Source organism: Exiguobacterium sp. s192, from assembly GCF_018618795.1.
In the GTDB taxonomy this organism is placed as follows: Bacteria; Bacillota; Bacilli; order Exiguobacteriales; family Exiguobacteriaceae; genus Exiguobacterium_A; species Exiguobacterium_A undae.
This window is the reverse complement of sequence record NZ_JACSMS010000006.1, coordinates 15,538-39,432: the sequence shown is the minus strand read 5'-3', so window position 1 is coordinate 39,432 and position 23,895 is coordinate 15,538. Positions and strand designations below refer to the sequence as shown.

General features: G+C 49.0%; 26 protein-coding genes and 2 riboswitches. Of the genes, 7 read left to right on the top strand and 19 right to left on the bottom strand.

Features of this window, described 5'->3' with window-relative positions:
• Window positions 1-53: 53 nt before the first annotated feature.
• From KNP87_RS11020 to KNP87_RS11005, 4 genes are read right to left on the bottom strand one after another with little or no spacing between them, the layout of a single operon-like run.
• Window positions 54-1,265 (bottom strand): M20 family metallopeptidase, encoded by a 1,212-nt coding sequence (locus KNP87_RS11020; RefSeq protein ID WP_214721679.1) that lies wholly within the window; start codon window positions 1,263-1,265, stop codon window positions 54-56.
• Between the two features lie 27 nt (window positions 1,266-1,292).
• Window positions 1,293-2,114 carry a MetQ/NlpA family ABC transporter substrate-binding protein gene (locus KNP87_RS11015; protein WP_214721678.1) on the bottom strand — a complete coding sequence of 274 codons (822 nt, stop codon included), beginning with the start codon at window positions 2,112-2,114 and terminating at the stop codon, window positions 1,293-1,295.
• A gap of 33 nt (window positions 2,115-2,147) precedes the next feature.
• Window positions 2,148-2,798 (bottom strand): methionine ABC transporter permease, encoded by a 651-nt coding sequence (locus KNP87_RS11010; protein WP_026831891.1) that lies wholly within the window; start codon window positions 2,796-2,798, stop codon window positions 2,148-2,150.
• Window positions 2,788-3,819 (bottom strand): methionine ABC transporter ATP-binding protein, encoded by a 1,032-nt coding sequence (locus tag KNP87_RS11005; protein ID WP_214721677.1) that lies wholly within the window; start codon window positions 3,817-3,819, stop codon window positions 2,788-2,790. The genes KNP87_RS11010 and KNP87_RS11005 overlap by 11 nt, the downstream gene beginning before the upstream one ends.
• 86 nt (window positions 3,820-3,905) lie before the next feature.
• Window positions 3,906-4,009, bottom strand: a riboswitch (SAM riboswitch).
• Window positions 4,010-4,258: 249 nt separating this feature from the next.
• Window positions 4,259-4,361: riboswitch (SAM riboswitch) on the top strand.
• A gap of 62 nt (window positions 4,362-4,423) precedes the next feature.
• Between KNP87_RS11005 and KNP87_RS11000 the strand changes: the two genes are divergently transcribed.
• A complete protein-coding gene (locus KNP87_RS11000) occupies window positions 4,424-5,182 on the top strand; it encodes an alpha/beta hydrolase (protein WP_251135559.1) in 759 nt (252 codons plus the stop codon).
• A 67-nt stretch (window positions 5,183-5,249) separates the two neighbouring features.
• Here KNP87_RS11000 and KNP87_RS10995 read toward each other — a convergent pair whose 3' ends face one another.
• Entirely contained in the window at window positions 5,250-5,870 is a 621-nt protein-coding gene (locus KNP87_RS10995; RefSeq protein ID WP_026831888.1) for a thymidine kinase, read from the bottom strand.
• Between the two features lie 178 nt (window positions 5,871-6,048).
• Here KNP87_RS10995 and KNP87_RS10990 point away from each other — a divergent pair, with 178 nt between their 5' ends.
• Window positions 6,049-6,699, top strand: coding sequence for a DedA family protein (locus KNP87_RS10990; protein ID WP_214721675.1), 651 nt, complete (start codon window positions 6,049-6,051; stop codon window positions 6,697-6,699).
• 35 nt (window positions 6,700-6,734) lie between these two features.
• On the opposite strand, the gene KNP87_RS10985 is transcribed toward KNP87_RS10990, so the two are convergent.
• Together KNP87_RS10985 and rho are read right to left on the bottom strand one after the other, a co-directional pair.
• A complete protein-coding gene (locus tag KNP87_RS10985; RefSeq protein WP_012371588.1) occupies window positions 6,735-6,980 on the bottom strand; it encodes a type B 50S ribosomal protein L31 in 246 nt (81 codons plus the stop codon).
• A gap of 97 nt (window positions 6,981-7,077) precedes the next feature.
• Window positions 7,078-8,442: a transcription termination factor Rho gene (gene rho, locus KNP87_RS10980; protein WP_214721674.1), complete on the bottom strand. Its 1,365-nt coding sequence runs from the start codon at window positions 8,440-8,442 to the stop codon at window positions 7,078-7,080.
• 360 nt (window positions 8,443-8,802) lie between these two features.
• Between rho and KNP87_RS10975 the strand changes: the two genes are divergently transcribed.
• Both KNP87_RS10975 and KNP87_RS10970 read left to right on the top strand, forming a co-directional pair.
• Window positions 8,803-9,486: a C40 family peptidase gene (locus tag KNP87_RS10975; RefSeq protein WP_026831885.1), complete on the top strand. Its 684-nt coding sequence runs from the start codon at window positions 8,803-8,805 to the stop codon at window positions 9,484-9,486.
• A gap of 72 nt (window positions 9,487-9,558) precedes the next feature.
• On the top strand, window positions 9,559-10,338 hold the full coding sequence (locus tag KNP87_RS10970) for an SDR family NAD(P)-dependent oxidoreductase (protein WP_214721673.1): 780 nt from the start codon (window positions 9,559-9,561) through the stop codon (window positions 10,336-10,338).
• A 599-nt stretch (window positions 10,339-10,937) separates the two neighbouring features.
• On the opposite strand, the gene glpX is transcribed toward KNP87_RS10970, so the two are convergent.
• The 5 genes from glpX to KNP87_RS10945 form a co-directional block, all read right to left on the bottom strand.
• Complete coding sequence (gene glpX, locus KNP87_RS10965; protein ID WP_026831883.1) at window positions 10,938-11,903, bottom strand: class II fructose-bisphosphatase; 966 nt, start codon at window positions 11,901-11,903, stop codon at window positions 10,938-10,940.
• 31 nt (window positions 11,904-11,934) lie between these two features.
• Window positions 11,935-13,182 (bottom strand): UDP-N-acetylglucosamine 1-carboxyvinyltransferase, encoded by a 1,248-nt coding sequence (murA, locus tag KNP87_RS10960; RefSeq protein ID WP_026831882.1) that lies wholly within the window; start codon window positions 13,180-13,182, stop codon window positions 11,935-11,937.
• Between the two features lie 27 nt (window positions 13,183-13,209).
• A complete protein-coding gene (fsa, locus tag KNP87_RS10955) occupies window positions 13,210-13,857 on the bottom strand; it encodes a fructose-6-phosphate aldolase (RefSeq protein WP_026831881.1) in 648 nt (215 codons plus the stop codon).
• A 163-nt stretch (window positions 13,858-14,020) separates the two neighbouring features.
• Window positions 14,021-14,875: a class II fructose-1,6-bisphosphate aldolase gene (gene fba / locus KNP87_RS10950; protein WP_026831880.1), complete on the bottom strand. Its 855-nt coding sequence runs from the start codon at window positions 14,873-14,875 to the stop codon at window positions 14,021-14,023.
• Between the two features lie 132 nt (window positions 14,876-15,007).
• Complete coding sequence (locus KNP87_RS10945; RefSeq protein ID WP_026831879.1) at window positions 15,008-15,382, bottom strand: response regulator; 375 nt, start codon at window positions 15,380-15,382, stop codon at window positions 15,008-15,010.
• Between the two features lie 93 nt (window positions 15,383-15,475).
• Between KNP87_RS10945 and KNP87_RS10940 the strand changes: the two genes are divergently transcribed.
• On the top strand, window positions 15,476-15,985 hold the full coding sequence (locus tag KNP87_RS10940; RefSeq protein WP_214721672.1) for a DUF2529 family protein: 510 nt from the start codon (window positions 15,476-15,478) through the stop codon (window positions 15,983-15,985).
• 126 nt (window positions 15,986-16,111) lie between these two features.
• Here the strand turns inward: KNP87_RS10940 and KNP87_RS10935 are convergent, their stop codons facing one another.
• The 7 genes from KNP87_RS10935 to rpoE all read right to left on the bottom strand — a co-directional run bounded on the left by KNP87_RS10935 (window position 16,112) and on the right by rpoE (window position 22,912).
• On the bottom strand, window positions 16,112-17,434 hold the full coding sequence (locus tag KNP87_RS10935) for a PTS sugar transporter subunit IIC (protein WP_026831877.1): 1,323 nt from the start codon (window positions 17,432-17,434) through the stop codon (window positions 16,112-16,114).
• A 12-nt stretch (window positions 17,435-17,446) separates the two neighbouring features.
• The gene (locus tag KNP87_RS10930; RefSeq protein ID WP_214721671.1) at window positions 17,447-18,853 is read right to left on the bottom strand and encodes a glycoside hydrolase family 1 protein; all 1,407 of its coding nucleotides are present in this window, start codon (window positions 18,851-18,853) and stop codon (window positions 17,447-17,449) included.
• Window positions 18,854-18,868: 15 nt separating this feature from the next.
• Window positions 18,869-19,177, bottom strand: coding sequence for a PTS sugar transporter subunit IIB (locus KNP87_RS10925; RefSeq protein ID WP_026831875.1), 309 nt, complete (start codon window positions 19,175-19,177; stop codon window positions 18,869-18,871).
• On the bottom strand, window positions 19,174-19,521 hold the full coding sequence (locus tag KNP87_RS10920; RefSeq protein WP_026831874.1) for a PTS lactose/cellobiose transporter subunit IIA: 348 nt from the start codon (window positions 19,519-19,521) through the stop codon (window positions 19,174-19,176). Before KNP87_RS10920 ends, KNP87_RS10925 begins: the two co-directional genes overlap by 4 nt.
• A 150-nt stretch (window positions 19,522-19,671) precedes the next feature.
• Window positions 19,672-20,382, bottom strand: a complete 711-nt coding sequence (locus KNP87_RS10915) for a GntR family transcriptional regulator (RefSeq protein ID WP_026831873.1) — start codon at window positions 20,380-20,382, stop codon at window positions 19,672-19,674.
• Window positions 20,383-20,537: 155 nt separating this feature from the next.
• A complete protein-coding gene (locus KNP87_RS10910) occupies window positions 20,538-22,133 on the bottom strand; it encodes a CTP synthase (protein WP_026831872.1) in 1,596 nt (531 codons plus the stop codon).
• A gap of 254 nt (window positions 22,134-22,387) precedes the next feature.
• Window positions 22,388-22,912, bottom strand: coding sequence for a DNA-directed RNA polymerase subunit delta (rpoE, locus tag KNP87_RS10905; protein WP_026831871.1), 525 nt, complete (start codon window positions 22,910-22,912; stop codon window positions 22,388-22,390).
• A gap of 169 nt (window positions 22,913-23,081) precedes the next feature.
• On the opposite strand from rpoE, the gene KNP87_RS10900 reads away from it, so the two are divergent.
• Both KNP87_RS10900 and KNP87_RS10895 read left to right on the top strand, forming a co-directional pair.
• Entirely contained in the window at window positions 23,082-23,531 is a 450-nt protein-coding gene (locus KNP87_RS10900; RefSeq protein ID WP_026831870.1) for a GNAT family N-acetyltransferase, read from the top strand.
• 36 nt (window positions 23,532-23,567) lie between these two features.
• Window positions 23,568-23,885, top strand: coding sequence for an ArsR/SmtB family transcription factor (locus tag KNP87_RS10895; protein ID WP_026831869.1), 318 nt, complete (start codon window positions 23,568-23,570; stop codon window positions 23,883-23,885).
• Window positions 23,886-23,895 lie beyond the last annotated feature (10 nt).

Genomic DNA, 23,895 nt, shown 5'->3' with positions numbered 1-23,895 from the left:
GACTTTAAAAGACATCCTCCCGTCGGACAGAAACATACTTTTCGTCTTGTCTGTTACGCCAAATAGCCGTTTTTCCGGTCATGGAACTCCTGTTTGACCGTCCCGAGTAACTGTCCGTCCGTCAACAGGCGTAACGCCGTCCGAGCCAGGATTTTTGCGCCGGTGTTCAAGGCTTCGTCGCCTTGTTCCGACCGTGCCGCTTCCCGGAAACTTTCCGTGTGGGCGACCAAATCGTCCGCTCCGATCTTGATGTACGGATGGATCGTCGGCAGGATCTGGCTGATATTGCCGGCGTCGGTCGAACCAAGACCCGGGCGTTCATCCGTCTTGACGTCTTCCCCAAGCGCAGTCGCCTCTTCCCGGAAAATCTCGTCAAACGTCCGGTTGAACAGGAGATTGTCGACCTCATTTTGGAATGCGATGACCTCAAGCGTCGCCCCGGTCGCAAGCGCCGCCCCTTCGGCAACGGCTTTGACCTTCTTCGTCACGGCATTCAGCCGTTCGCGTGTCGTCGCCCGGATGAAGAAGCGCGCTTTGGCGTATTCCGGGATGATGTTCGGCGCATCACCGCCATCCGTGATGATGCCGTGAATCCGGACATCGCTCGGTAATTGCTGGCGTAAGGCATTGATGCCGTTAAAGAGTTGGATGACGGCGTCGAGTGCATTGATGCCCTCTTCCGGTGACGCTGCCGCGTGAGCCGGCTTGCCGGTAAAGGCAAAATCGAGTGGATCGACGGCAAGTGAGGAACCGGTAATCCGCGTTTGTCCGGACGGATGAATCATCAGTGCCGCATCGATCCCCGTCAGGAGATCATGTTTGACGAAGCTGCCTTTCGCACTGCCGTTTGGTCCACCTTCCTCTGCCGGTGTTCCGAGCACGACGACACTGCCGCCGACTTCATCGATGATTTTACTAAGCGCGATCGCCGCTGCGACACTTGTCGTGCCGATGATGTTATGACCGCAGGCATGACCAATCCCCGGCAACGCATCGTATTCGGCAAGGAAGGCAACCGTCGCCCCCGGTTTATCCGAAGTCTTCCGGGCCAAAAACGCCGTGTCGTGTCCCGCGACCCCGAGCTCAACCGTGAACCCTTCTGCCGTCAGGCGTTCCGCATGATGACGCGAAGCAAAATATTCCTCGTTCCCAATCTCGGGTGTCGCATGAATCCGGTGACTCGTCTCGAGATACGACTCGCGTTTTTGTTCGATATCCTGCTCAATCGTTTGAATCAAGTTTTCCCGTTTTGTCTGAACCTTCATTTGGGTCACGCTCCTTTGGATTTTTAGTTATTCGCCGATGTCACTGAGTGGGACGAACGTCGGAATCGTGCTTCCTTTGTACTCTTTTTTGATGAATTCCGCGACATCATCCTGTTGGTACAGGGAAGCAATTTTCTTTAACGTCTTTTTGTCTTTGTCTTCCGTTCGTGTAGCGATGATGTTGATGTAAGGTTTCGCTGTTTCATTTTCATGGAGAATCGAGTCTTTGATCGGATTAAAGCCGGCATCCACGGCGATTCCGTTATTGATGATCGATGCGGATACATCCGGCAGAACACGCGGCGTCTGTCCGGCGACGACTGGAACAATCTTCAGCTTTTTCGGATTCTCGACGATTTTGTCGACGGCTCCGTTTCCATCAAAGTCGTCCGGCAACTTGATTAAGCCCGCTTCCTGCAACAACAGCAGTGCCCGTCCCATGTTCGTCGCCTCGTTCGGGACGGCAATCTTTCCACCGACCGGGATATCTTTGACATCCTTGACTTTATCCGAATAGATTCCCATCGGTGCGATGACGGTCGTCGCAATCGGCGACAGTTTTAAGTTATGTTCTTTTTTAAAGGCATTGAAATAGGAAATCGTCTGGAACGAGTTGGCATCGATTTCACCTTCCGCGAGTGCCAGGTTCGGTTGCACGTAATCGGAGAACTTGACGAGTTCAATCGTGATGCCCTCTTTTTCCGCTTTTTTCGCGACGTATTCCCAAACTTGCGTATCCGAGCCGCTGACGCCGAGCTTGACCGTATTTTTGTCGTCCTCCCCGGACGCCGCACACCCTGCAAATAATACCGTCGTCAATGCTGCACCAATCGCTAATCCTTTTTTCATCGTTCATCTCTCCCTTATCTTCTCTATGTTTTGTTAGTGCCTCCGAATTTTTCGTGCCAGCAGGTTACCTGTTGTCTGTAAGCCTTGTACCAGGATGACGAGGATTCCGACCGTGATGATCATGACGGTCGTATCAAACCGTTGGTAGCCGTAGGTGATGGCCAAGTCCCCGAGCCCTCCGCCACCGATCGCCCCGGCCATTGCCGACGCCCCGATCAAGCCAATCGTCGCGATCGTCAAGTTCAGGACAAGCGAGCTGAGTGCTTCCGGCAACAGGAAACGGAAAATCGTCTGCAACGGTGTCGCGCCCATCGCTTCCGCCGCCTCCAAGACGCCCGTACTGACTTCGAGCAGTGAACTTTCAATCAATCGGGCAATGTACGGTGCCGCATAAAAGACCAGCGGGACGATTGCTGCCTTCGTTCCGATCGACGACCCGACGAGCAACCGTGTCAGCGGAATGATTGCGACGAGCAGAATGATGAACGGAACCGACCGAAACACATTGACGACGCTGCTTAAGACGTTGAAGAGCGGTACTTGTTCGAGCAACGCTCCCTTACGTGTGACGACCAACAGAATTCCGAGCGGTAGACCAATCAGCGTCGAAAAGAGTAGCGACAATCCGACCATCGTCAAGGTTTGCAGAAAAGCGGTCCAGATGTCCGTGTAGTTAACTAGCATCGGCCAGCACCTCCTCGACCTTGACATCCGACTGATCAATGTATTGCAGGGCTCGCGCAATTTCCGCCGTTTCACCGATCAATTCGACGAGCAGACTGCCGAACGGGATATTTTGCAGTTCCGTGATGCTGCCGTGCAGGATGTTGACATCGACATCAAACCGTTTGGCGACTTGCGACAAGAGCGGTTGCCCGGTGTGTGCCCCAAGGAAATTGATTTTATAGACATGATGTCCGGCATCCCGTTGTTTGATCAACCGTTGCACTGACGCCGGAATCTCATCTTGCATGACGGAACGGACAAAGTTTTTCGCTGTCGCCGTCTGGGGATTCGAGAAGACGTCGAACACGGTACCTGATTCAATCAACTTGCCTGCCTCGATGACTGCGACCCGGTCACAAATCTCACGGATGACGCCCATCTCGTGTGTAATCAGTAAAATCGTGATCCCATATTCCGCGTTGATCTGTTTCAGTAACCGCAGGATATGCTGTGTCGTTTGCGGGTCAAGCGCCGATGTCGCTTCGTCACACAACAGAACCGACGGCTGGGTTGCCAGTGCCCGCGCTATTCCGACACGTTGTTTCTGCCCTCCCGATAACTGATCCGGATAATGATCGGCTTTATCCGCTAAGTCGACGAACGCCAGCAGCTCGGTGACACGCCGGTGGACTTCCTCCTTTTTGATCCCTTTTAAGACGAGTGGTTTTGCGACATTCGCGAAGACCGTATTCGAATCAAGCAAGTTGAAATGTTGGAAGATCATCCCGATGTTTTGTTTCGCTTCCCGCAGTTGTTTTGCCGAAAGGGTCGTCAGTTCTTGCCCGTCGACCGTCACGCTGCCGGATGTCGGACGTTCAAGAAGATTGACACACCGTAATAAAGAACTTTTTCCAGCCCCGCTGAACCCGATCACGCCAAAGATTTCACCTTTTCGGATTTCGAGATCGACACCGTCCAATGCAGCGATCGATTGTTCGTTGGTCTGGTAGATTTTTTTTACATTTTTGAATGTAATCACCACTTTTTCCCCCTTTTAAAAAACAAAAAGGCCTCTTCTTAAGAAACAAGAAGAGACCTGGATCCGCACAGAGGCAGAATCCACTCGACTCATCTCTCAGACAATCGTCTGATGGAATTGGCACAGTGCTCATAATGAGTCTGTTGCCGAGGTTTCGTAGGGCCAGTCCCTCCACCTCTCTGGATAAGTGTTGCGGTATGAAATTCATATGTGTGTTGTTGCTGTTCGAACTTATGTCGTAAAACTAATTTTTACATTACAGAAAGATCTTTTAAAGGTCAACCATATTTTCAAAAATAAACCATATGACCCATATCGATTGATTTCCCGGGTTGGGCTTCATCATAGAAGAGTTCCGGTCGCCGGTCAAGGAGCATTTGACAATCCTTTTCTGTCAGTGCTATCATCTTCTCAATGATTAATCCGACAATTCCTATATGTTATATCAAGAGTGGACGAGAGACCTGGCTCTAGGACTCCACGGCAACCTGCGATTGGCAAGGTGCTCCGACCAGCAAAGCAACCGCTTTGGATGATACACACGAGAAACTCGTTTGCCGTCCAAAGCCAAACGGGTTTTTATTTTGAAATGGAGGATGAGATGATGAGTATGAGTTATCCTGTTTTACCGGGCGCCGAAGCCTTTTTCTTGGAACGTGGATCAATCGGCATTTTGCTGTGTCACGGCTTTAATGCGACGCCGCAAAGTGTTCGGGCTGTAGGAGAACGCTTCGCAGAACACGGTTTTTCAGTCTATGCCCCCCGTCTGCATGGTCACGGGACAGATGTACGTGACTTCGAAACGGCGACGGCCGAAGATTGGAAACAGAGTGTCCGCGAGGGCTTTGCTCAACTGTCCCGCCAGTGTGAATCGATCTTCATCGTCGGTCAATCGATGGGTGCGACGCTCGCACTGGCACTCGCTGCCGAAGGTCTGCCGGTCGCAGGTATCATCACAATCAATGCTGCTTTATCCGTCCCCGCTTACGAAGCGTTATCGTTTACGGATTGTCCGGTTTATCTGCCGGAAAGCCCACCCGATATCAAGCAAACCGCTTTTGAAATCATCTATGATGTCGTGCCGGCGGTCGCTGCGTCCGAACTTTTACGCTTGATTCGCGACACCATCCCAACCCTTCCCGCCATTCAAATTCCGACGCTTATTTTATATTCTGCTGAAGATCATGTCGTTCCGCCAACCTGTTCGGATTACCTGCACCGGACGATTGGTGCGACGGATAAACGCAGTTATTGTCTGCTCGATTCCTATCATGTTGCGACACTCGACCATGACCAAGAGACGATTGTCCGCGAAACGGCTTATTTCGTCGAGCAGTACAGTCAGTTGACACGGACCGGTTGATATAAAAAAAAGCGAACGATTTCAAGCCCTGAGGCCGGAGAATCGTTCGCTTTTTCATATTGTACTCTTAATTCTGCTGTTGTTTTTTCCATTCCTGCAACGGTTGCGGTTTGCCTGGTACCTGATGGCAGTGACGGCAACGTGGTTCATAAGATTCAGAAGCCCCCACCAAAATGATCGGATCATTGTAGTTGGCCGGTTGGCCGTTAATCAAGCGTTGTGTCCGGGAAGCCGGATCGCCACACGATAAGCAAATCGCCTGTAATTTCGTCACGAACTCGGCACGTGCCAATAATTCAGGCATCTTTCCAAATGGTTCTGCCCGGAAATCCTGATCGAGCCCCGCACAAATCACGCGTTTGCCATCTTGCGCCAGTGCCTCGATGACCGCGACGATTTCATCGTCAAAAAATTGAACTTCATCAATTGCGACGACCTGCGTCTCTTCTGCTACTGCCGCATAGACGTCGCGGCTCGTCGCCATCGGAATCGCAATGACGGAATTTCCGACGTGCGACACGACATGTTCTTCATGGTAACGGTCGTCAATCGCCGGCTTGAACACTTGCACCGGTAATTTTCCGTACTGTGCCCGTCGAACACGACGGATCAGCTCTTCGGATTTGCCGGAAAACATGCTTCCGCAAATCACTTCGATCCAACCATACTGATTGATCACATGCATCATCGTAAAACACCGTCCTCTAAAATTAGTCACTTTAACGAGTATAGCCCGAATCTAAATTGAGAAAAAGAGTTGACTTCTCAAAATCGAAAACTCCTCGATATTCCCCTGAATCTTCATCTCCTCATTTCAACTGGTATCTATTTCCTGTACACTAAAGAAGAAGTTTCTTTGAAGGAAGGTGACTCCGATTCATCACATACTACATGAAGTTCTCCACCAATATGGAGCATTCGGTCTCGCCATTCTGTTAGCCGGCGGAATTGTCGGTTTACCGATCCCTGACGAAACGTTACTCGTCATGTCAGGATTTTGGATGCATCACGGTGATTTACCACTGATCGGAACGATTCTGGCGGCGTATGCCGGCAGTTGCATCGGGATGACGATCAGCTATGTTCTTGGTCTGAAACTCGGGATGCCCCTGCTGCATCGTGTGGCTCCGAAGTTACGGATTTCCGAAAAACATATCTTTCAAGCGGAGGCCGGATTTTTACGTTACGGGAAAACGGTTTTGATCATCGGTTACTACATACCCGGACTCCGTCAGCTCTCTGCGTTTTTTGCCGGTGTCTCGAAGATGCCGTTTCGGGTCTTCGTCACGTATGCCTATACCGGTGCCTTGATCTGGATCAGCATCTTTTTAGGAGCGGGTTATTTTCTCGGGCGTCATTTTTCCTTCAGTCTGCTGTTTCAACACTTTGCGGACAATCCGGATATGCTGCCGTACCTCGTCGGAGCGGCTGGAGCGATCGGTCTGTCGTTTGTGCTTAAAACCTATCTCACCTATCGTGCTCAGTTCAGTTTATACAAAAACAGCCTGCTCCAGTGATGGAGACAGGCTGTTTTTTAATACAGAAGTCGCAATTACTTGCGGCCGTATTTTTTGTTGAAGCGATCGACACGACCGTCTGCAGCGTTGAACTTTTGACGACCAGTGTAGAATGGGTGCGAGTCCGAAGACACATCCACGCGGATGAGTGGGTACTCGTTTCCATCTTCCCAAGTGATTGTCTCGTTCGAAGAACGTGTAGAACCAGTCAAGAATTTGTACTCAGTAGTTGAATCCATAAATACAACTTTGTTGTAGTTTGGGTGAATTCCTTGTTTCATGGTTGTTTTCTCTCCTTCCGCCCTGGTTCATTTGCTGAGCCAGAGTAAGTTACCTTCCTATACTAAACGATTTTTTGATGACCCGCAATACCTATTTTTATGTCGTTGTGTCGGTTTTCGTCACGCGGGGTTTGACAGGTGCGCGTCGGACGGGCTTCTTCTTTTCTTTGTTCAGTTCCACAAAAAATTCTTCATTGTTTTTTGTGTCACGAATCTTGCGTAAGAAGCTGTCGACGAACTCATTGGACTCGTTCATCGTCCGGCGGATCGTCCACAAGGCATCCAGCTGATCTTGCGGTAACAACAACTCTTCTTTCCGTGTTCCGGATTTCCGGATGTCGATGGCCGGGAAGATCCGGCGTTCGGATAACTTCCGGTCGAGATGGAGCTCCATGTTGCCGGTCCCTTTAAACTCTTCATAGATGACGTCGTCCATCCGTGAGCCGGTCTCGACGAGGGCAGTCGCAAGAATCGTCAGGCTGCCACCGTGTTCGATGTTCCGGGCAGCACCGAAAAAGCGTTTTGGTTTATGGAAGGCGGCGGGATCAATCCCCCCGGACAACGTTCGTCCGCTTTGCGGAACCGTTAAGTTGTAAGCACGTGTCAGACGTGTAATCGAATCCATTAAGATGACCACATCTTTTTTATGCTCGACGAGACGCATCGCCCGTTCCAAGACGAGTTCTGAAATCCGCACGTGGTTGTCCGGTGTTTCGTCAAACGTTGAACTGACGACATCGGCTCCCGGAACAGACCGTTCGATATCCGTCACTTCTTCCGGGCGCTCATCGATCAATAGAATGATCAATTCGACATCCGGGTGATTCACTTGAATCGAATTCGCGATTTCTTTTAATAGAGATGTTTTACCCGCTTTAGGCGGTGCGACGATCAATCCCCGTTGTCCGAAGCCAACCGGTGCAATCATATCCATCACACGAACCGACAGATGGCGTGGTTCTGTTTCGAGTCGCATCAAACGATCCGGATAAATCGGCGTCAATGCCGGGAAAAACAGACGATTCCGGGCCGTATCCGGCGCTTCCCCGTTGACTGCTTCCACACTTAATAAACCTTGGAACCGTTCATTCTCTTTTGGCGGTCGGACCTTTCCGGTCACGACGTCTCCATTACGAAGGTTGAATCGGCGGATTTGCGAAGCAGCGATGTAGATATCTTCAGAGGATTGCGAATAGTTGATAGGACGAAGGAAGCCGAAGCCGCCATCATTTTGCATCTGTGGGTTGCCGGGGATCACTTCTAATACCCCTTCGAGGAAATATAGACCGGTTGACTCAGCCTGCGCTTTTAAAATCTTGAACATCAGTTCACGTTTGCGGGCCTCTCGGTATTGCGGGACGTTTTTCGATTTGGCGATCTCATATAAGTCTTTTAATGTCAGGTTGCTCAGTTGAGCCAGTGTATAGGAACGTTCTGGTTTGTCAGTTTTCTCAGTTGGCATATGCATTCACCTATTCTTCGTATAAATTCAGTAGCAAAGGACGCGATGTTCGTTTTAACAGTTGTTGCTTAATATTTTGTTGTGCATTAAAGGTATCACATTTCCACCTCTTTCGTCGTGATTTAACGAATGGGAATTTCTTCTTTGTAATATTCGAGTATATTATTGCAGTTATGTTACAAAAACGTCATGTTTTGTAGCGGAACTGAAAAAACGTTTTCATGTATCGGCGTGCTAAGATAATCGTGCAGAGAAAAACTTACACAGTTGTAAGACACACTGCCTAAACAAACACTTAATGAGATTGATCATATAACCCGGTTTTCAAACTACTTTAAAATGACATGGAGGATTTCACATATGAAACGTTTTCTAGCATCGGTCGCGACAGCAGCATTAGTGGTTTCAGGATTTGCATCAGTGGGAACAGATAAGGTTGAAGCAGCAGCTACAGTCACGAAAGTTAAGATCACAGATAACGGATTACGTGTTCGTACGGCTCCTTCTACAAAAGCAGGCATCGTCGGTAAAGTAAACGCAGGCCAAACATTTACATACAAAGGTAAATCAGGCAGCTGGACTAAAATTTCGTACGGTGGAAAAACACGTTATGTCTTCTCGCAGTATACGAAAACATACAAGTCTTCTACTTCAACGGCTAAAAAATCAACAACTTCATCTTCAACACGTACACGTCTTCTAAGCGAAGCCGCTAAACACAAAGGAACTCCTTACGTATGGGGCGGAACGACAACTCGTGGATTTGACTGCTCTGGTTTCACAAGCTACGTTTACAAAAAAGCAGCAGGCAAAACATTGCCACGTACGTCTTCTTCACAATACGCATCTTCTAAAAAAGTCAGCGTATCTAGCGTTCAACCGGGAGATCTTGTTTTCTTCTCACACGGTAGCGGCATTCAACACGTCGGTATGGCGACAAGCAAAACAAGCATGGTCAACTCGGAAACGGGTGGCGTTAAGTACTCAAGCTTTAAATCAGGATACTGGGGTTCACGCCTTGTCGGCGCGGGTTCATATCTATAATTCAAATGACCAAGCGGTTGAGCATCGGCTCGATCGCTTTTTTTCTATCCTAGTATAAAAGGAGGACCTATCATGAACGTATTGATTACAGGTGCTTCCGCCGGAATCGGGCGGGAACTTGCTTATCTGCACGGCGAACAAGGACATCATCTGTTACTCGTCGGACGAAACGTCGAACAGCTTTTCGAAACGAAACACTTTATCGAACAACGGGGTGGTTCCGCCGTCGTTCTCCCGTATGATATCGGTCAAACCGTTCAAATCAAAGCCTTATTACGTGCGACAGAACACACTCCCGTTGATGTTTTGATCAACAACGCGGGTTTTGGTCTGTATGGTGAATTTATCGAAACGGATGTATCACGCGAATTGAACATGATTGACGTCAACATTCGGGCGCTGACGTATTTGACGAAAGCTTTTTCCCGTCGGATGCAAACACAAGGCGGCGGACGGATCGTTCAGATTGCATCGACCTCCTCTTTTCATGGCGGTCCTTTCATGAGCGTGTATTATGCAACAAAAGCTTACGTTCTCAGTTTTTCGGAAGCATTGGCAGACGAGCTCGCCCCGTACAATATTCAGGTGACGGCCGTTTGCCCGGGAGCCACCCATACTGATTTCGCTAAAACAGCGGATCTTGCAACGTCCGGGTTATTTAAACGTCCGGGAATCATAGATGCCAAAACAACTGCTCAACTTTCCTTCACCGGATACATGAAGGGAAAAACGCTTGTCATCCCGGGTCGAAGTAACGCCATCTACGTTTTCATGACCCGTTTCCTCTCACGCCGAAAACTCGTCCAGATGACACACCAATTGCAAGCTCCGACACATGACGCTCTCGAATAAATCTTGTTCCTGTACTTGCTTTCCTCAGGCGAAACACGAGCCGCGGATTCTTTGTCCTGAAACGGACAAGTACCCGGGTCTCGTTTGTTTCTGACGCGCGGTGAACCTGCGCTTTTCCTGTAGGAGTCGCGTACAGTCTATAAGATTTCATTCCATAATAAAGATGAATCCGGTTTGAACCGAAATTATTGTGCTATCTTCCATCTCGTGCTCTTAAATATTCCTCTTCTTCGGGAATGAAGGGCTTTTTTCCATGAAGAATTCAATCGTAATCGACCTCTAAATCCAGTTCTTCTTTTTATTAATGCGTAACGCATCGGACGAACTTCTTACCAAGCGTCGAGAAGTACGAAATTTTTCATCTATTCCCTGCTATGAGAAGAAGCGTTTTGTTCGCTCGAAATCGCTTCCTAGGGAAAAACAAGCAGGAGCGACCCTGCAGTGAAGCGAAGCGGCGCGATGCTTGTCCCAGGAAAACGATTCGAAGCGAACAAAAAAAGCGATCTTTCTCATTTAAGAGAAAAACCGCATTTTGTCTTACATCTAAGACGGATCCGATTTGAGTCGGATTCGTCTTTATTTGCATTATGAAAATAAACTTATTTAATAACGAGCTTTGGTTTTTTCTTGAACGAGTGGATCCCTTCGACAAAACGAACCGTTCCCGATTTCGCCCGCATGACGACAGAGTGCGTTTGACCGCCTTGCGCCGTAAACTGAACACCCTTCATCAACTCGCTGTCCGTGACACCTGTTGCCGCAAAGATACAGTCATCTCCCGTGACAAGGTCGTCCATCATAAGGATTTTCGACGGATCTTCAATCCCCATCTTTTTGCAACGCGCGACTTCCGCGTCATCTGCCGGCAAGAGTCGTCCTTGGAGTTCTCCGCCGAGACATTTTAAAGCAACCGCCGCCAGAACACCTTCCGGCGCACCACCTGAACCAAGCAACATGTCAATTCCGGTATGCGGGAAAGCGGTATTGATGGCTGCTGCGACGTCACCGTCTCCAATCAGACGAATCCGTGCCCCTGTTGCGCGAATCCGTTGAATGATTTCTTCGTGACGTTCCCGGTCGAGAATCGAGACGACGACGTCTTCGATCTCTTTATTTTTCGCTTTGGCGACTGCCGCGATGTTTTCTTCGATCGTCGCATCCAAACTGACGTGTCCCGCTGCTTCCGGTCCGACGGCAATCTTATCCATGTACATATCCGGTGCATGTAACAAATCTCCGGCATCGGCTACGGCGAGAACGGCAAGTGCTCCCCATGTTCCTTTAGCAACGATGTTTGTTCCTTCGAGCGGATCAACGGCGACGTCAAGACGTGGTCCGTATCCGTTCCCCAGTTTTTCACCGATGTAGAGCATCGGGGCTTCATCCATTTCGCCTTCGCCGATGACGACTGTTCCTTTCATCGGGATCGTATCAAATACATCACGCATGGCGCTTGTTGCCGCGTCATCTGCCTCGTTTTTCAAGCCCTTCCCCATCCAACGTGCCGAAGCAAGTGCTGCCGCTTCCGTCACCCGTACGAGTTCCATTGATAAACTTCTTTCCATGTGTATAATCCCCTCTCCCTAGCTGAAAATCTTAGACCGTTTCACGCCACACGAGGGCGCCAAGCCCTTTTAACTTCTCAACGAACTGTTCATAACTCTGATCGAGCACTTCCGCATGATGCAACAAGGTTTCCCCTGAAGCAAGCATACCGCTTAAGACAAGAGCTGCCGCACCGCGCGGATCGTGCGCTTCGATTTCGGTTCCACGCAAGTCTTCCCCGCCGCGAATGATGATCGAGGCATCTTCGTGTGTAATCCGTGCGTTCAGTCGCCGCATTTCCTGAACATGCCGGAAACGTTGCGGATACAGTTTATCGACGACGACGCTCGCGCCTTTCGGTTTGAGCAAAACAGCAGAGATGATCGGTTGAAGATCACTCGGAAAACCGCCGTAATGAAACACACGAATATCAATCGGTTTTGCCATGTCGACAGAGGCTGTGACCGCATCATCTGCGATTTCGATGTTCGCTCCGAATCGTTCGAGCTTTTGAATGATGCTCTCCAGATGAAGTGGAATGACATTATCGACTGTCACCCGACCGAGGACAGCACCCATGGCGAGGAACGTCCCCGCTTCCATCCGGTCAGGAATCAACGTATGCCGGCAACCTTGCAGCGTCTTGATCCCTTTGATGCGAATCTCATCGGTCCCTGCACCTTTGACACTCGCCCCCATGTTCGTCAACATCGTGCTGACGTCAATGACTTCCGGATCACATGCTGCATTTTCAATGACCGTTGTCCCTTCCGCCATGACGGCGACGAGCAATGCACTGATGGTTGCACCGAAGGAAGGAAGGTCCAAATAAATTCGGTTCCCCTTCAACTCTTCGACATGCATATAGTAAACCCCTTGTTCATTTCGCATCGAAACACCGAGTCGCTCCAGTGCCTTGATGTGTAAATCAATCGGTCGAGGACCGATGGCATAACCACCGGGCAGACCGACGACTCCCTGTTTGAATCGTGCCGCGAGGACACTCATCAGATAAATCGATCCACGTAATTTCCGTGTATCCGTACCTGTGAGCGGCATCGGCTCAACATGACTTGGGTCAATCGTCACCATATCGCCTTGACGTGTTACGACAGCTCCAAGCATCTCAATGATTTGGATCATCGTCGCGACATCGCCAATGTCCGGCACCCCCTCTAAGATGACCTGTTGGTCGGTCAGCAGTGCTGCCGCGAGACACGGAATCGCACTCTGCTTCGATCCACTGATCATGACGGTCCCTTCAAGACGTTGTTGTCCTACGATATGCAAAATGTCCACATTCCATCAACCTTTCTGTACAATCTGTTATTGCTGCGCTTTTTCCCAGTCAGCCAGGAACCGCTCGATTCCTTGTGTCGTGAGTGGGTGTTGCGTCAGTGACTCAATGACATTCAGCGGAATCGTCGCGATATCGGCACCCGCAAGTGCTGCGTTCGTGACATGAACCGGATTCCGGACAGATGCCGCAATGATTTGTGTCGGAATGTCATGAATGACGAAGATTTGGGCGATTGTCTCAACAAGCCCCATGCCATCTTGACCGATATCGTCCAAACGACCAAGGAATGGTGAGACATACGTCGCACCCGCACGTGCTGCGAGCAAGGCTTGGTTCGGATTAAAGATCAATGTGACGTTCGTCGTGATCTTTTCTTTCGAAAGTGCTGCGACGGCCTCAAGACCGGCCGGTGTCATCGGAACCTTTACCGTAATGTTCGGTGCAATCTGGGCAAGTTCCTTCCCTTCCCGAATCATTCCCTCCGCGTCGAGCGCGATGACTTCTGCACTGACCGAGACGTCTCCGACGATCTCACAAATTTCACGCAAGCGTGTATGGAAATCGACGCCCTCTTTTGCGACGAGTGACGGGTTGGTCGTAACCCCATCTAAAATCCCCATTTTATGTGCTTTTTTAATATCCTCTACGTTTGCTGTGTCGATAAAAAATCTCATCTCTCTCTTTCCCCTTTCATCCCTTAAAATATCCCTTGAAATCGCTTACTCTTCTATTATAAATTTTTTCCCCGAGAAGTCCTAACGTTTTCCAAAACAATCTGCTGAAACAGATGAAAAAAACACGATAGACGAATGTCTACCGTGTTTTGGGCACGAAAAATTAAGCTTTGTTGCTTGAACCAAACTCACGCATCTTACCGATGACTGTTTGTTTGATTGCTTCGCGACCTGGTGCGATGAATACGCGTGGGTCATATGCTTCTGGTTTCTCAGCCAAGACTTCACGAACCACTTTCGCGAACGAAATTTGGTTTTCCGTGTTGACGTTGATTTTCGAAGTACCAAGCGAAATTGCTTTTTCGATATCGTGTGTCGGGATTCCTGTTCCACCGTGAAGAACGAGTGGGAGGTCCGTTGCGTTACGGATTTCTTCCATTTCAGTGAAACCAAGGTTTGGTTCACCTTTGTATGGTCCGTGAACAGAACCGAGTGCAGGAGCAAGCGTATCGATACCAGTTTCTTTAACGATACGAACGCAGTCGTCAAGTTTCGCGTACATAACATCGCCGATAACGTCGTCTTCTTGTCCGCCAACTGTTCCAACTTCTGCTTCGACTGAAACACCTTTCGAGTGTGCATACTCAACAACAGCTTTTGTTGTTTCGATGTTTGTGTCGATCGGGCTATGTGAATCGTCGATCATTACAGATGTAAATCCAGCGTCGATCGCTTCTTTACATTTTTCAATGCTCGAACCGTGGTCGAGGTGGATTGCAACAGGAACTGTTACTTTCATGTCGTGAACGAGACCTTCTACCATTTTAACAACTGTGTAGAATCCGCCCATGTGACGTGCTGCACCTTCAGATACTCCAAGAATGACTGGTGACTGCTCTTCTTGAGCCGCACCGAGTACTGCTTGAGTCCACTCGAGGTTGTTGATGTTGAATTGACCTACTGCGTACTTACCTTCGAGAGCTTTGTTTAACATGTCTGTCATAGATACTAATGGCATAATGACATCCTCCTCTGTTTTGATCGCTACTTACACGTAAACGTGCATTTTCAGACTGATTATAACACACTGATTCGCTTGAACGTACAGCATTTCGCTCCGAATTTAGGATTGTGACGACGACGTGAAGGATTAACCGCTTACATCGCTCGAAATTTGCACAGTCACTTCTTTTTTTAATTCAAAGATGTCAAACGGCTTTCCGAAGAAGGCGACGACGCCCAGTCGCTTCGCTTCTTCCATTGCTTCTTTTTCCCCAAGTGCCGTCATCAAAATCGTCCGAACCCGTCGTCCGACCTCGTCTTGGTGACGCAGTACTTCAAGACCGGTCCGTCCCGGCATGTTGACATCCATCAACAATAAATCATAATCCGCCTCTTTAAGGCGTTCAATCGTCTCTAAGCCGTCTACAGCGACGTCTGTCGTGTAGCCCTGTGCCCGAAACAATTGGGCCAATAAATTCCGAATCCCCGGTTCATCTTCCGCGATCAGCAATCTCCCTTTCATGTCCCACACTCCTCCTCTAGTTATTTCCATTCTACATGAAAGCAAAACTTGCTATATACTATCCTTGACAGAAAGTTAGAGAGGATGTTCAAAATGATGAAAATTTTAGCGACTCAGTTCAACGGAAAATTACAAACGCTTACAAAACAAGAAGACGAATTATTCGATGTCGTCCGTCTGCTGGCTCAGGCGCTCGTCGGTCAAGGGAAAGTCTATCTCGATGCGTACGGTGAATTTGAAGGTCTCTATCCGATGCTGTCCGACGGTCCGGATCAGATGAAACGGGTCACGAAAATCAAAGATCATAAAACATTACATGCCGTCGACCGAGTGTTGATTTTCACACCGGATACGGAACGGTCCGACTTGCTGGCGTCTCTCGCCCGTTATGATGCGTGGCACACACCGTACGCGATCATCACGCTCGGCGACGTGACCGAGACACTCGAACGGTCGATTGCACCGCTCGCCTTGAAATTCAACAAAGGTCTGCTTCCGGCTGAAGACGGTTCCCGTCACGGCTTGCCGAGTCTTGCACTGGGCGCGTTCCTGTTGACGCATATCCTGACGCAATTACAAGAGATGACGGAAGAGTGGGAATGACGCTTTTCTTCTATAGTATTAGGAAGCACTTCTAAACTGTTTTATCTGTAACGACAAACCGAGTAGGTTTCTCTGCTTTTAGAGAATACCTACTCGGTTTTGTTGCGTCTAAATTGATGGATTCTCTCAAGCCGAAGCTTGATCTTCCTGCGCTTTTACTTCTTCGCCGTATGACAGCTGATCCTGCATCCGAACGAACGGCAGATAAATCGCGACTGACATGGCGATCGTTGCGATTTGCAACAAGGCAGCACGCCATCCGCCGATCAAGAAACCGGAGATGATCGGGGGTGTCGTCCACGGGACCTGCAAGGCATTAAACGGTTCGACCCAGCCCCACAGAATCGTGAAGTAGACCATGAATGATGCGATGGCAGGGACGATGACGAACGGGATGAACATGATCGGGTTAAAGACGATCGGCATCCCGAAAATGACGGGTTCATTGATGTTAAACAAACTTGGGGCAAGCGACAACTTACCCAGTTGCTTCAAGTGCGCCGACCGGGCAACCATCAACGTTGCGATGATGAAACCGATCGTAATTCCGGTTCCGCCGAGTTTCGTAAAGACATCAAGGAATTGAATCGTAACGATGTTCGCATTTCCGCCAACAACCAGTTCTTTCCCCGAGTCAATGATCGCTTGGTTTTGCAGCGCGTTGGCAGTCAACAGCGGTCCCATGATTCCCATGATGATGGCGGCACCATGAATCCCGCACCACCACATGACGGACATGAGGACCATGATGAGAACAGCTCCAGCCAACGTATCCGTCAAGTTTTGAATCGGCGCTTGGAGAACGTCATAGATGACTTCCGTGAACGTCCGGTCTGCAAATGCCTGGAACACGGCAAACGTGACGACAGACAACGTGATGACGGCTAATCCCGGTACGAGCGCCGAGAACGAGTTCGCGACACCGGGCGGAACACCAGCCGGCATCTTGATGCTGATGCCGCGTTTGATGAACTGCGAGTAGATGAAACCGACGACCAATCCAACGACGATCGCCGCCATGACACCTTGTCCACCTGTCCAGACTTTCGGGACGACGCCTTTGACGACTTCTCCTGATTCCGACAGAACGGATGCTTGGGTGATGATCAAAAACGAGATGATCGCGAGGATCCCAGCCGGTACCCCTTCGATTTTTTCATTTTTGACGTAGGAATAAGCAATTCCGAATACACCAATCAAGGCAAGGATATCAAACGTCGCTCCGACGACTTGCGTCAACGGCAACGTCCAATCGGCTCCAAAGAGACCGGACATGAACTTTTCCCAGCCCGGAATCGGCAGGGCTAAGATTAACAGGAACAGTGACCCGATGATTGTCATCGGCATCGTCAGGATGAATCCATCCTTGATGGCGAGCACGGGTTTGGCATTCGCAAAACGGGCAAACGCCGGGGTCACTTTTTCGAATACGGTTTCTAGACGACTCATTCGGAAACCTCCTTACAGGTCTTCAGCGCGCGTGGCGATGATCTCTTTGTACCAATGGAACGACTGTTTCTTTTTGCGGGCAAGACCATTTTCATGGTCGACATAGATGAAACCGTATTGTTTTTTATAACCATTCAACCAGCTGAGGAGATCGATGACCGACCACGCATAATATCCGGAGACATTGATTCCTTCCTGGACCGCGTGTTTGACGGCGCGGAGGTGGCTCTCGATGTACTCGATTCGTGGTGTATCCATGATTTCTTCGCCGACGATCGGATCGACATCACCGAGACCGTTCTCTGTAATGTAGATTTTGACGTCGCCATAACGGGCTTGTAGCATCCGAAGTCCATCGAGGAAGGCATCCGGTGCAATTTCCCAACCCCACTTCGTATACACTTTATCGTCCATCAGAACGGTCTTATAAACACCGTCAAACGATGGATTACCCGGACGACCGGTCGAATTTTCGCGACCACCCGCCATGACGAGTGCTGTATCATTTTTCATGACACGTTGCGGGCAATAGTAGTTGAGACCGATGAAATCATTCATCGGAGCCGTCCGTTTGAGGACGTCGAGTTCGTCTTGTGTCCAGTCCGGCAGGAGACCTTGTTGCTCCAGTTGCTTGACGACGTATTCCGGATACGTCCCTTTTAAGATCGGATCGTAGAACCAGTGCGTCGCAAATTCGTTCGCATGCATCTCGGCGAATTTGTTGTCCGCCTCGTTGTCGATGCTGAAAGCCGGGTTAAAGACGTGCGTGATGCCGATTTCCCCTTCGTATCCGGCTTGCTTAAAGCGTTCGACGGAACGGGCATGGGCGACGAAAACATTGTGCGTCGTCTGGAAATAGGCTTTCGCATCGCCTTCGATGCCTGGCGGGTGTGCGCCTGACAAGTAGCCGAGCGAACAGAAGATGACGGTCTCATTAAACGTAATCCAGTTGCGGACACGGTCACCAAACGCTTCGAAACAAATATCAGCGAAGCGGACGAAAGCATCGACTGTCGCTTGATTCCGCCAGCCGCCCTGTTCTTCAAGGACTTGCGGCAAATCCCAATGATAGAGCGTCACGAACGGGACGATGTTGTGTTTTAAACACTCATCGATGACGTTGTTGTAAAACTCGAGGCCCTTTTCGTTTACTTCGCCTGTGCCGTTTGGGAAGATCCGTGGCCATGAAATCGAGAACCGGTATGATTCCAGCCCCATCTCTGCCATCAGTCCGATATCTTCTTTATAGCGGTGATAATGGTCAATCGCGACATCACCGTTTGTATTTTCAAAAGTCTTTCCAGGAATTTTCGAGAAGACGTCCCAGTTCGAGACGCCTTTCCCGTCCTCGTTCCATGCACCTTCGACTTGGTAAGAAGCCGATGCTGCACCAAACAGGAAATGTTTAGGCATTTTCAAAGTCGTCACCCCGTTTTATTTATTTGCGAGCTTCAATGCGTGGTCGAGTACTTTTGTTCCGTTCATCATGCCGTAATCGATCGTGTTGATGACATCAATCGGCACACCTTTTGGTTCACAGATCTGTTTGCCTTTTGCGAGCAAGTATTTAACTTGCGGTCCGAGCAGCGCAACATCCAAGTTGTCGACATACGTTTCCATTTCTGATTCCGGGTAGGCTGCGATTTCTGTTTCGAGTCCACGCTCAGCGGCAACCGCTTTCATTTTTTCCACTAACATACTTGTCGACATACCTGCCGCACAGAATAATCCGATTTTCATCATTTTTGATCCATTCCCTTCAGTTGGTTGATTTCGTTTTGCATGTGCATCATGTATCCGAGCATTTCTTTAACAAGAATCGTATTCATCAAGTGATCTTGCGCGTGTACCATCAGGACACCGACCGTAGCCGTTTTTCCTTGTGCTTCAAGTGTGACGAACTTCGTTTGAATGCTGTGCGCTTCTTTTAAAGTCGCATCTCCCGTTTTGACCGCTTCATTCGCTTCATCTACTTTTCCTTCTTGCATCAAAAGCATCGCGTGGTGGTAACTTGCTTTCGCGTCTCCCGAGAGGGCAATCAGACCGAAGATGTCTTCCGGTGTAATTTCAATCGTTTCAGAAACCATGGTATCTCTCCTTTTGTATGGATAACTAAAATTCATAGGTACAAATTCTACAAATTGATAATAGCACGTGCGAAAATTTATGTAAACCCTTTCTTCTTGAATAAAATGTGAACAAAAAAAACGCAGGTGAGAGATTCCTCCCGCCGGCGTTCAAGATTTAATATTCGAGACTTTCAACATTTTGACGTGCCGGAAATGATGGGTCGCCCGCGAGACGTCAAAGATTTGACCGTTCGTTAAGTAGACCGTATTATCGACGAGCAGCGCCGGATCGTTTTCTTTTAACTCAAGCAACACGGCGTCTTCCGCATTCAAAAAGTCCGCGTAGATGACTCGGTCGGCAAAGCCGATCGCAAGCTTCTGGTCATTGCGTAAATAGTTGTAAATCGACTTTTGAATGATGTTTTCATCCAAATAGACGACAAGATTTTTACGGAAGTACGAATCCTCGACCGAAAACGGATGATCGTCGACCAACCGCAGACGCTTGACGTAATAGACCGGCGTGCCGACGGGACACTTCATCCGTTCCGCCACCTCTTCGTTCGCCGTCGTCTGTTCAAACGCCAAGGCACGTGTCTCGACTTTGCGCCCGCTGAAGTCACTCGTCAATCCTTGGAGTTTCTCGAGGTTGACGTAATCACTGTTGTAATGATCGCGGACGAACACGCCGCTGCCCTGCACTTGATAGACGTATCCTTTATTGACGAGGATCTCGATTGCCTTTCGGACGGTGTTGCGGCTGATGCCGTACTTCGTGGCATATTCATCTTCCGTCAATAACTTATTCGTATGTTGATAGACGTGATTTACGATATCCGTCTCGATTTGTTCTGCTACTTGTTTGTACTTTGGAGCCATCAATATCTACACCTTCCACGTAAATTTGTAGGAATGAATTCGCTATCATTATAGCAGATAAGTTTTACACGCGTCTTTGAATCCTCAAATTCCAACAAAACATAAAAAACCTGCCTCCACACGGGAGACAGGTTTTCGATTCCAATCCTTGACGCTTACTCACCAAGTGATGCTTGAATGAAGTCATGGAAAAGAGCTTGCGGACGTTCCGGGCGTGAAATCAATTCCGGGTGGAACTGACACGCAACGAACCATTTGTGTTCTGGAATCTCGATGATTTCGACCAAACGGCCATCCGGGCTCGTACCGGAGAAGATCATACCGTTCGCTTCGAACTGCTCGCGGAATTCGTTGCCGAACTCATAACGGTGACGGTGACGTTCATACACGAGTTCGCTTGAATATGCGGCACGTGCTTTCGAACCTTCCTCGAGCTTACATGGATAAAGACCAAGACGAAGCGTTCCGCCTAAATCTTCGATGTCTTTTTGCTCCGGAAGCAAATCGATGATCGGGTATGGTGTCGCCGGATCGATTTCCGCCGAGTGCGCCCCTTGTAAGTTCAGGACGTTACGGGCGAATTCAACTGTCGCCAGTTGCATCCCGAGGCAAATACCGAAGAACGGAACGTTATTTTCGCGTGCGAAACGGGTTGCTTCGATTTTTCCTTCGATGCCGCGTTCGCCGAATCCGCCGGGAACGAGAATTCCGTTTGCTGATCCAAGGAGTTCTTGGACGTTCTCACGCGTGACGTCTTCCGCATTGATCCAGTCGATTTCGATGTCGCTGTTGAACGCAAAACCGGCATGCTTCAACGCTTCTGCAACCGAGATGTACGCATCACGCAATTCGACGTATTTCCCGACGAGTGCGATTTTCGTTTTCTTCTCGAGGTGTGTCACGGTATGGACAAGTTGTTTCCAAGCTGTCATGTCAGCAGATGGTGTATCGAACTTGAAGTAGTCACAGACGAGTTGATCCATGCCTTGACGTTGCAAGTTGAGCGGTACCTCATAAAGCGTTGACGCATCCTTCGCTTCGATGACGGCTTCCGGACGTGTGTCACAGAAGAGGGCAATTTTATCTTTCATTTCTTGCGGTACATCATGCTCCGCACGAAGAACGATGATGTCCGGCTGGATTCCGTAGCTCCGGAGTTCCTTGACACTGTGTTGCGTCGGTTTCGTCTTCAGCTCACCTGCAGCTGCCAGATACGGAACGAGTGTACAGTGCACATACATGACATTTTCTTTCCCGATGTCATTTTTCACCTGGCGAATGGCTTCGATGAACGGAAGCGATTCGATATCCCCTACTGTTCCACCAATCTCTGTGATGACGACGTCAGCACCCGTCTCTTTTCCGGCACGGAAAACGCGGTCTTTGATCTCGTTCGTGATGTGCGGAATGACCTGAACCGTTCCACCGTTGTAGTCGCCACGGCGTTCTTTTTTGAGGACCGTCGAGTAGATGCGGCCTGACGTGACGTTCGCATTCTGACTGAGATTGATGTCGATGAAACGTTCGTAGTGACCGAGGTCAAGGTCAGTTTCAGCGCCGTCATCCGTTACGAATACCTCACCGTGTTGGTACGGACTCATCGTGCCCGGGTCGATGTTGATGTACGGGTCGAATTTTTGGATCGTGACGTTGAGGCCACGGTTTTTCAAGAGACGTGCGAGCGATGCTGCCGTGATCCCTTTACCGAGTGAAGATACTACCCCACCGGTTACGAAAATATACTTTGTCATGATTAAATTGCTCCCTTCTCAAGTCCAGAAATCTGTCAGAGGTCGTAAAAAAATAAAAAAGCAAAAGTGCCCCCATTCACAGGAGACACTTTTGCTGAAATTAAGCACGTTGCTTAAAGAAGCCCATGACTAACTTACGTCATTCCGAAAACTTCGTCAAGCAGATTTTTTCAAGTCAAAAATCAAGCGTGCTGTCGTCAGCCGTCAACGAAAAAACTGCTATTTTCATGTTCAAAAATAGCAGGTTGCGGTTGTTAAACTTCTTCTTCATCTTCCTCGAAATCTTCGAGGTCTTCTTCATCCAAGTCGTCGTCGAGATCATCGATGACTGCGACTTTTTTGAATGTATCATCTTCGCTGTCGTCAGCTGCATCGTAATCGGCTGTTTTCGCGAACGTATCGAGATCATCTTCGATTGTCTCGAATTCATCTTCTTCTGCATCGTAGTTGAACTCTTCTTCGAACTCATCCAGTTCTCCACGTTGACGTGCTTCGATGACCAAATCTTCATCCGATTTGTCAAACGGATACCACGCACGAAGGGACCAACGGTTGGCTCCGACGTTAACGAAGTTCCCATCGATGTTCATGTCTGTATAGAGTTGGGCAAGTTTCTCGAACTTGTCCTCTTCATTTGTAAACGTATGATATTTTTCGATTTCTTTTGTGATGTCATCGAAAGTGATAGGCTGTTCGCCCGCTTCTTGCAGCATTTCATTGACGAAGTTAATCAGTGAAAGATCAGTAATTTCTTCTTTACTTAGACGGCTGAGGCTCATTGTGACGGCCACTTCCTTTCATTTGCGTTCAATCCATTACTTCTCATTATACGCAAAATGGCTTTTAAAAATCCAGTCTCTCGTAAAAAAAAGATTGTTTGTGAAACAAATCGGGTTTTTGACGCGGTCAAAAAAGGAATAATGCAGGGAGAAGAAGGAGGAATGACGGATGGAAATGACAATCGAACGGGTGAACGATTTTGACGGCTACAACTGGCTTCCGCTGCTGGCCAAAAGTTCACAGGAAGAGTTTATGTTCGTTGAACACATGTTACGCAACCGCCGGCAGGAAACCTTTCAAGAAAACGGCGAAGCGATGTTCGTCGCCTTGTCGACGACCAATCAGGTCCTCGCTTGCGGTGGATATATGAAACAATCCGGTCAGACCAAAACCGGTCGGATCCGCGATGTCTATGTGTTGCCGGAAGCACGGTCGCACGGCATCGGGACGGCACTGCTCGAAAAAATCGTGTCCGAAGCTTTCTTGACGTATGATCGTTTGGTTCTCTACAGCGAGCAGGCGGATCCGTTTTATCAAGGACTTGGATTTCAACCGGCAACGGGTGACAAGATTACGCATGCGCTCGATAAATCCGCTTTCGCCAATGCGAACCGATGAATTGACATATCGGAAATTATCGATTAGATTGATGGCATGACACATCAAGTTGATCTTTTTAAAGCTCTGTCGAACGAAGTACGGCTCGATATCTTACGCTGGCTCAAAGATCCTCAAACTCATTTCGGTAAACCGACCGCTCACTTGTCAACGAATTCCGCTGAAAAAGGAGGCGTTTGTGTCGGTGATATCCAGGAGAAGGCAAACTTGTCCCAATCCACGGTATCCCAGTACTTGGCGATGTTACAAAAAGTCGGACTGCTCGAATCAGAGCGTCACGGCAAGTGGACCTATTATCGGCGAAATGAACAAAAGATCAGCGAACTGGCGGAGTACCTCAAGGGAGAACTCTAACGGGTTTTCC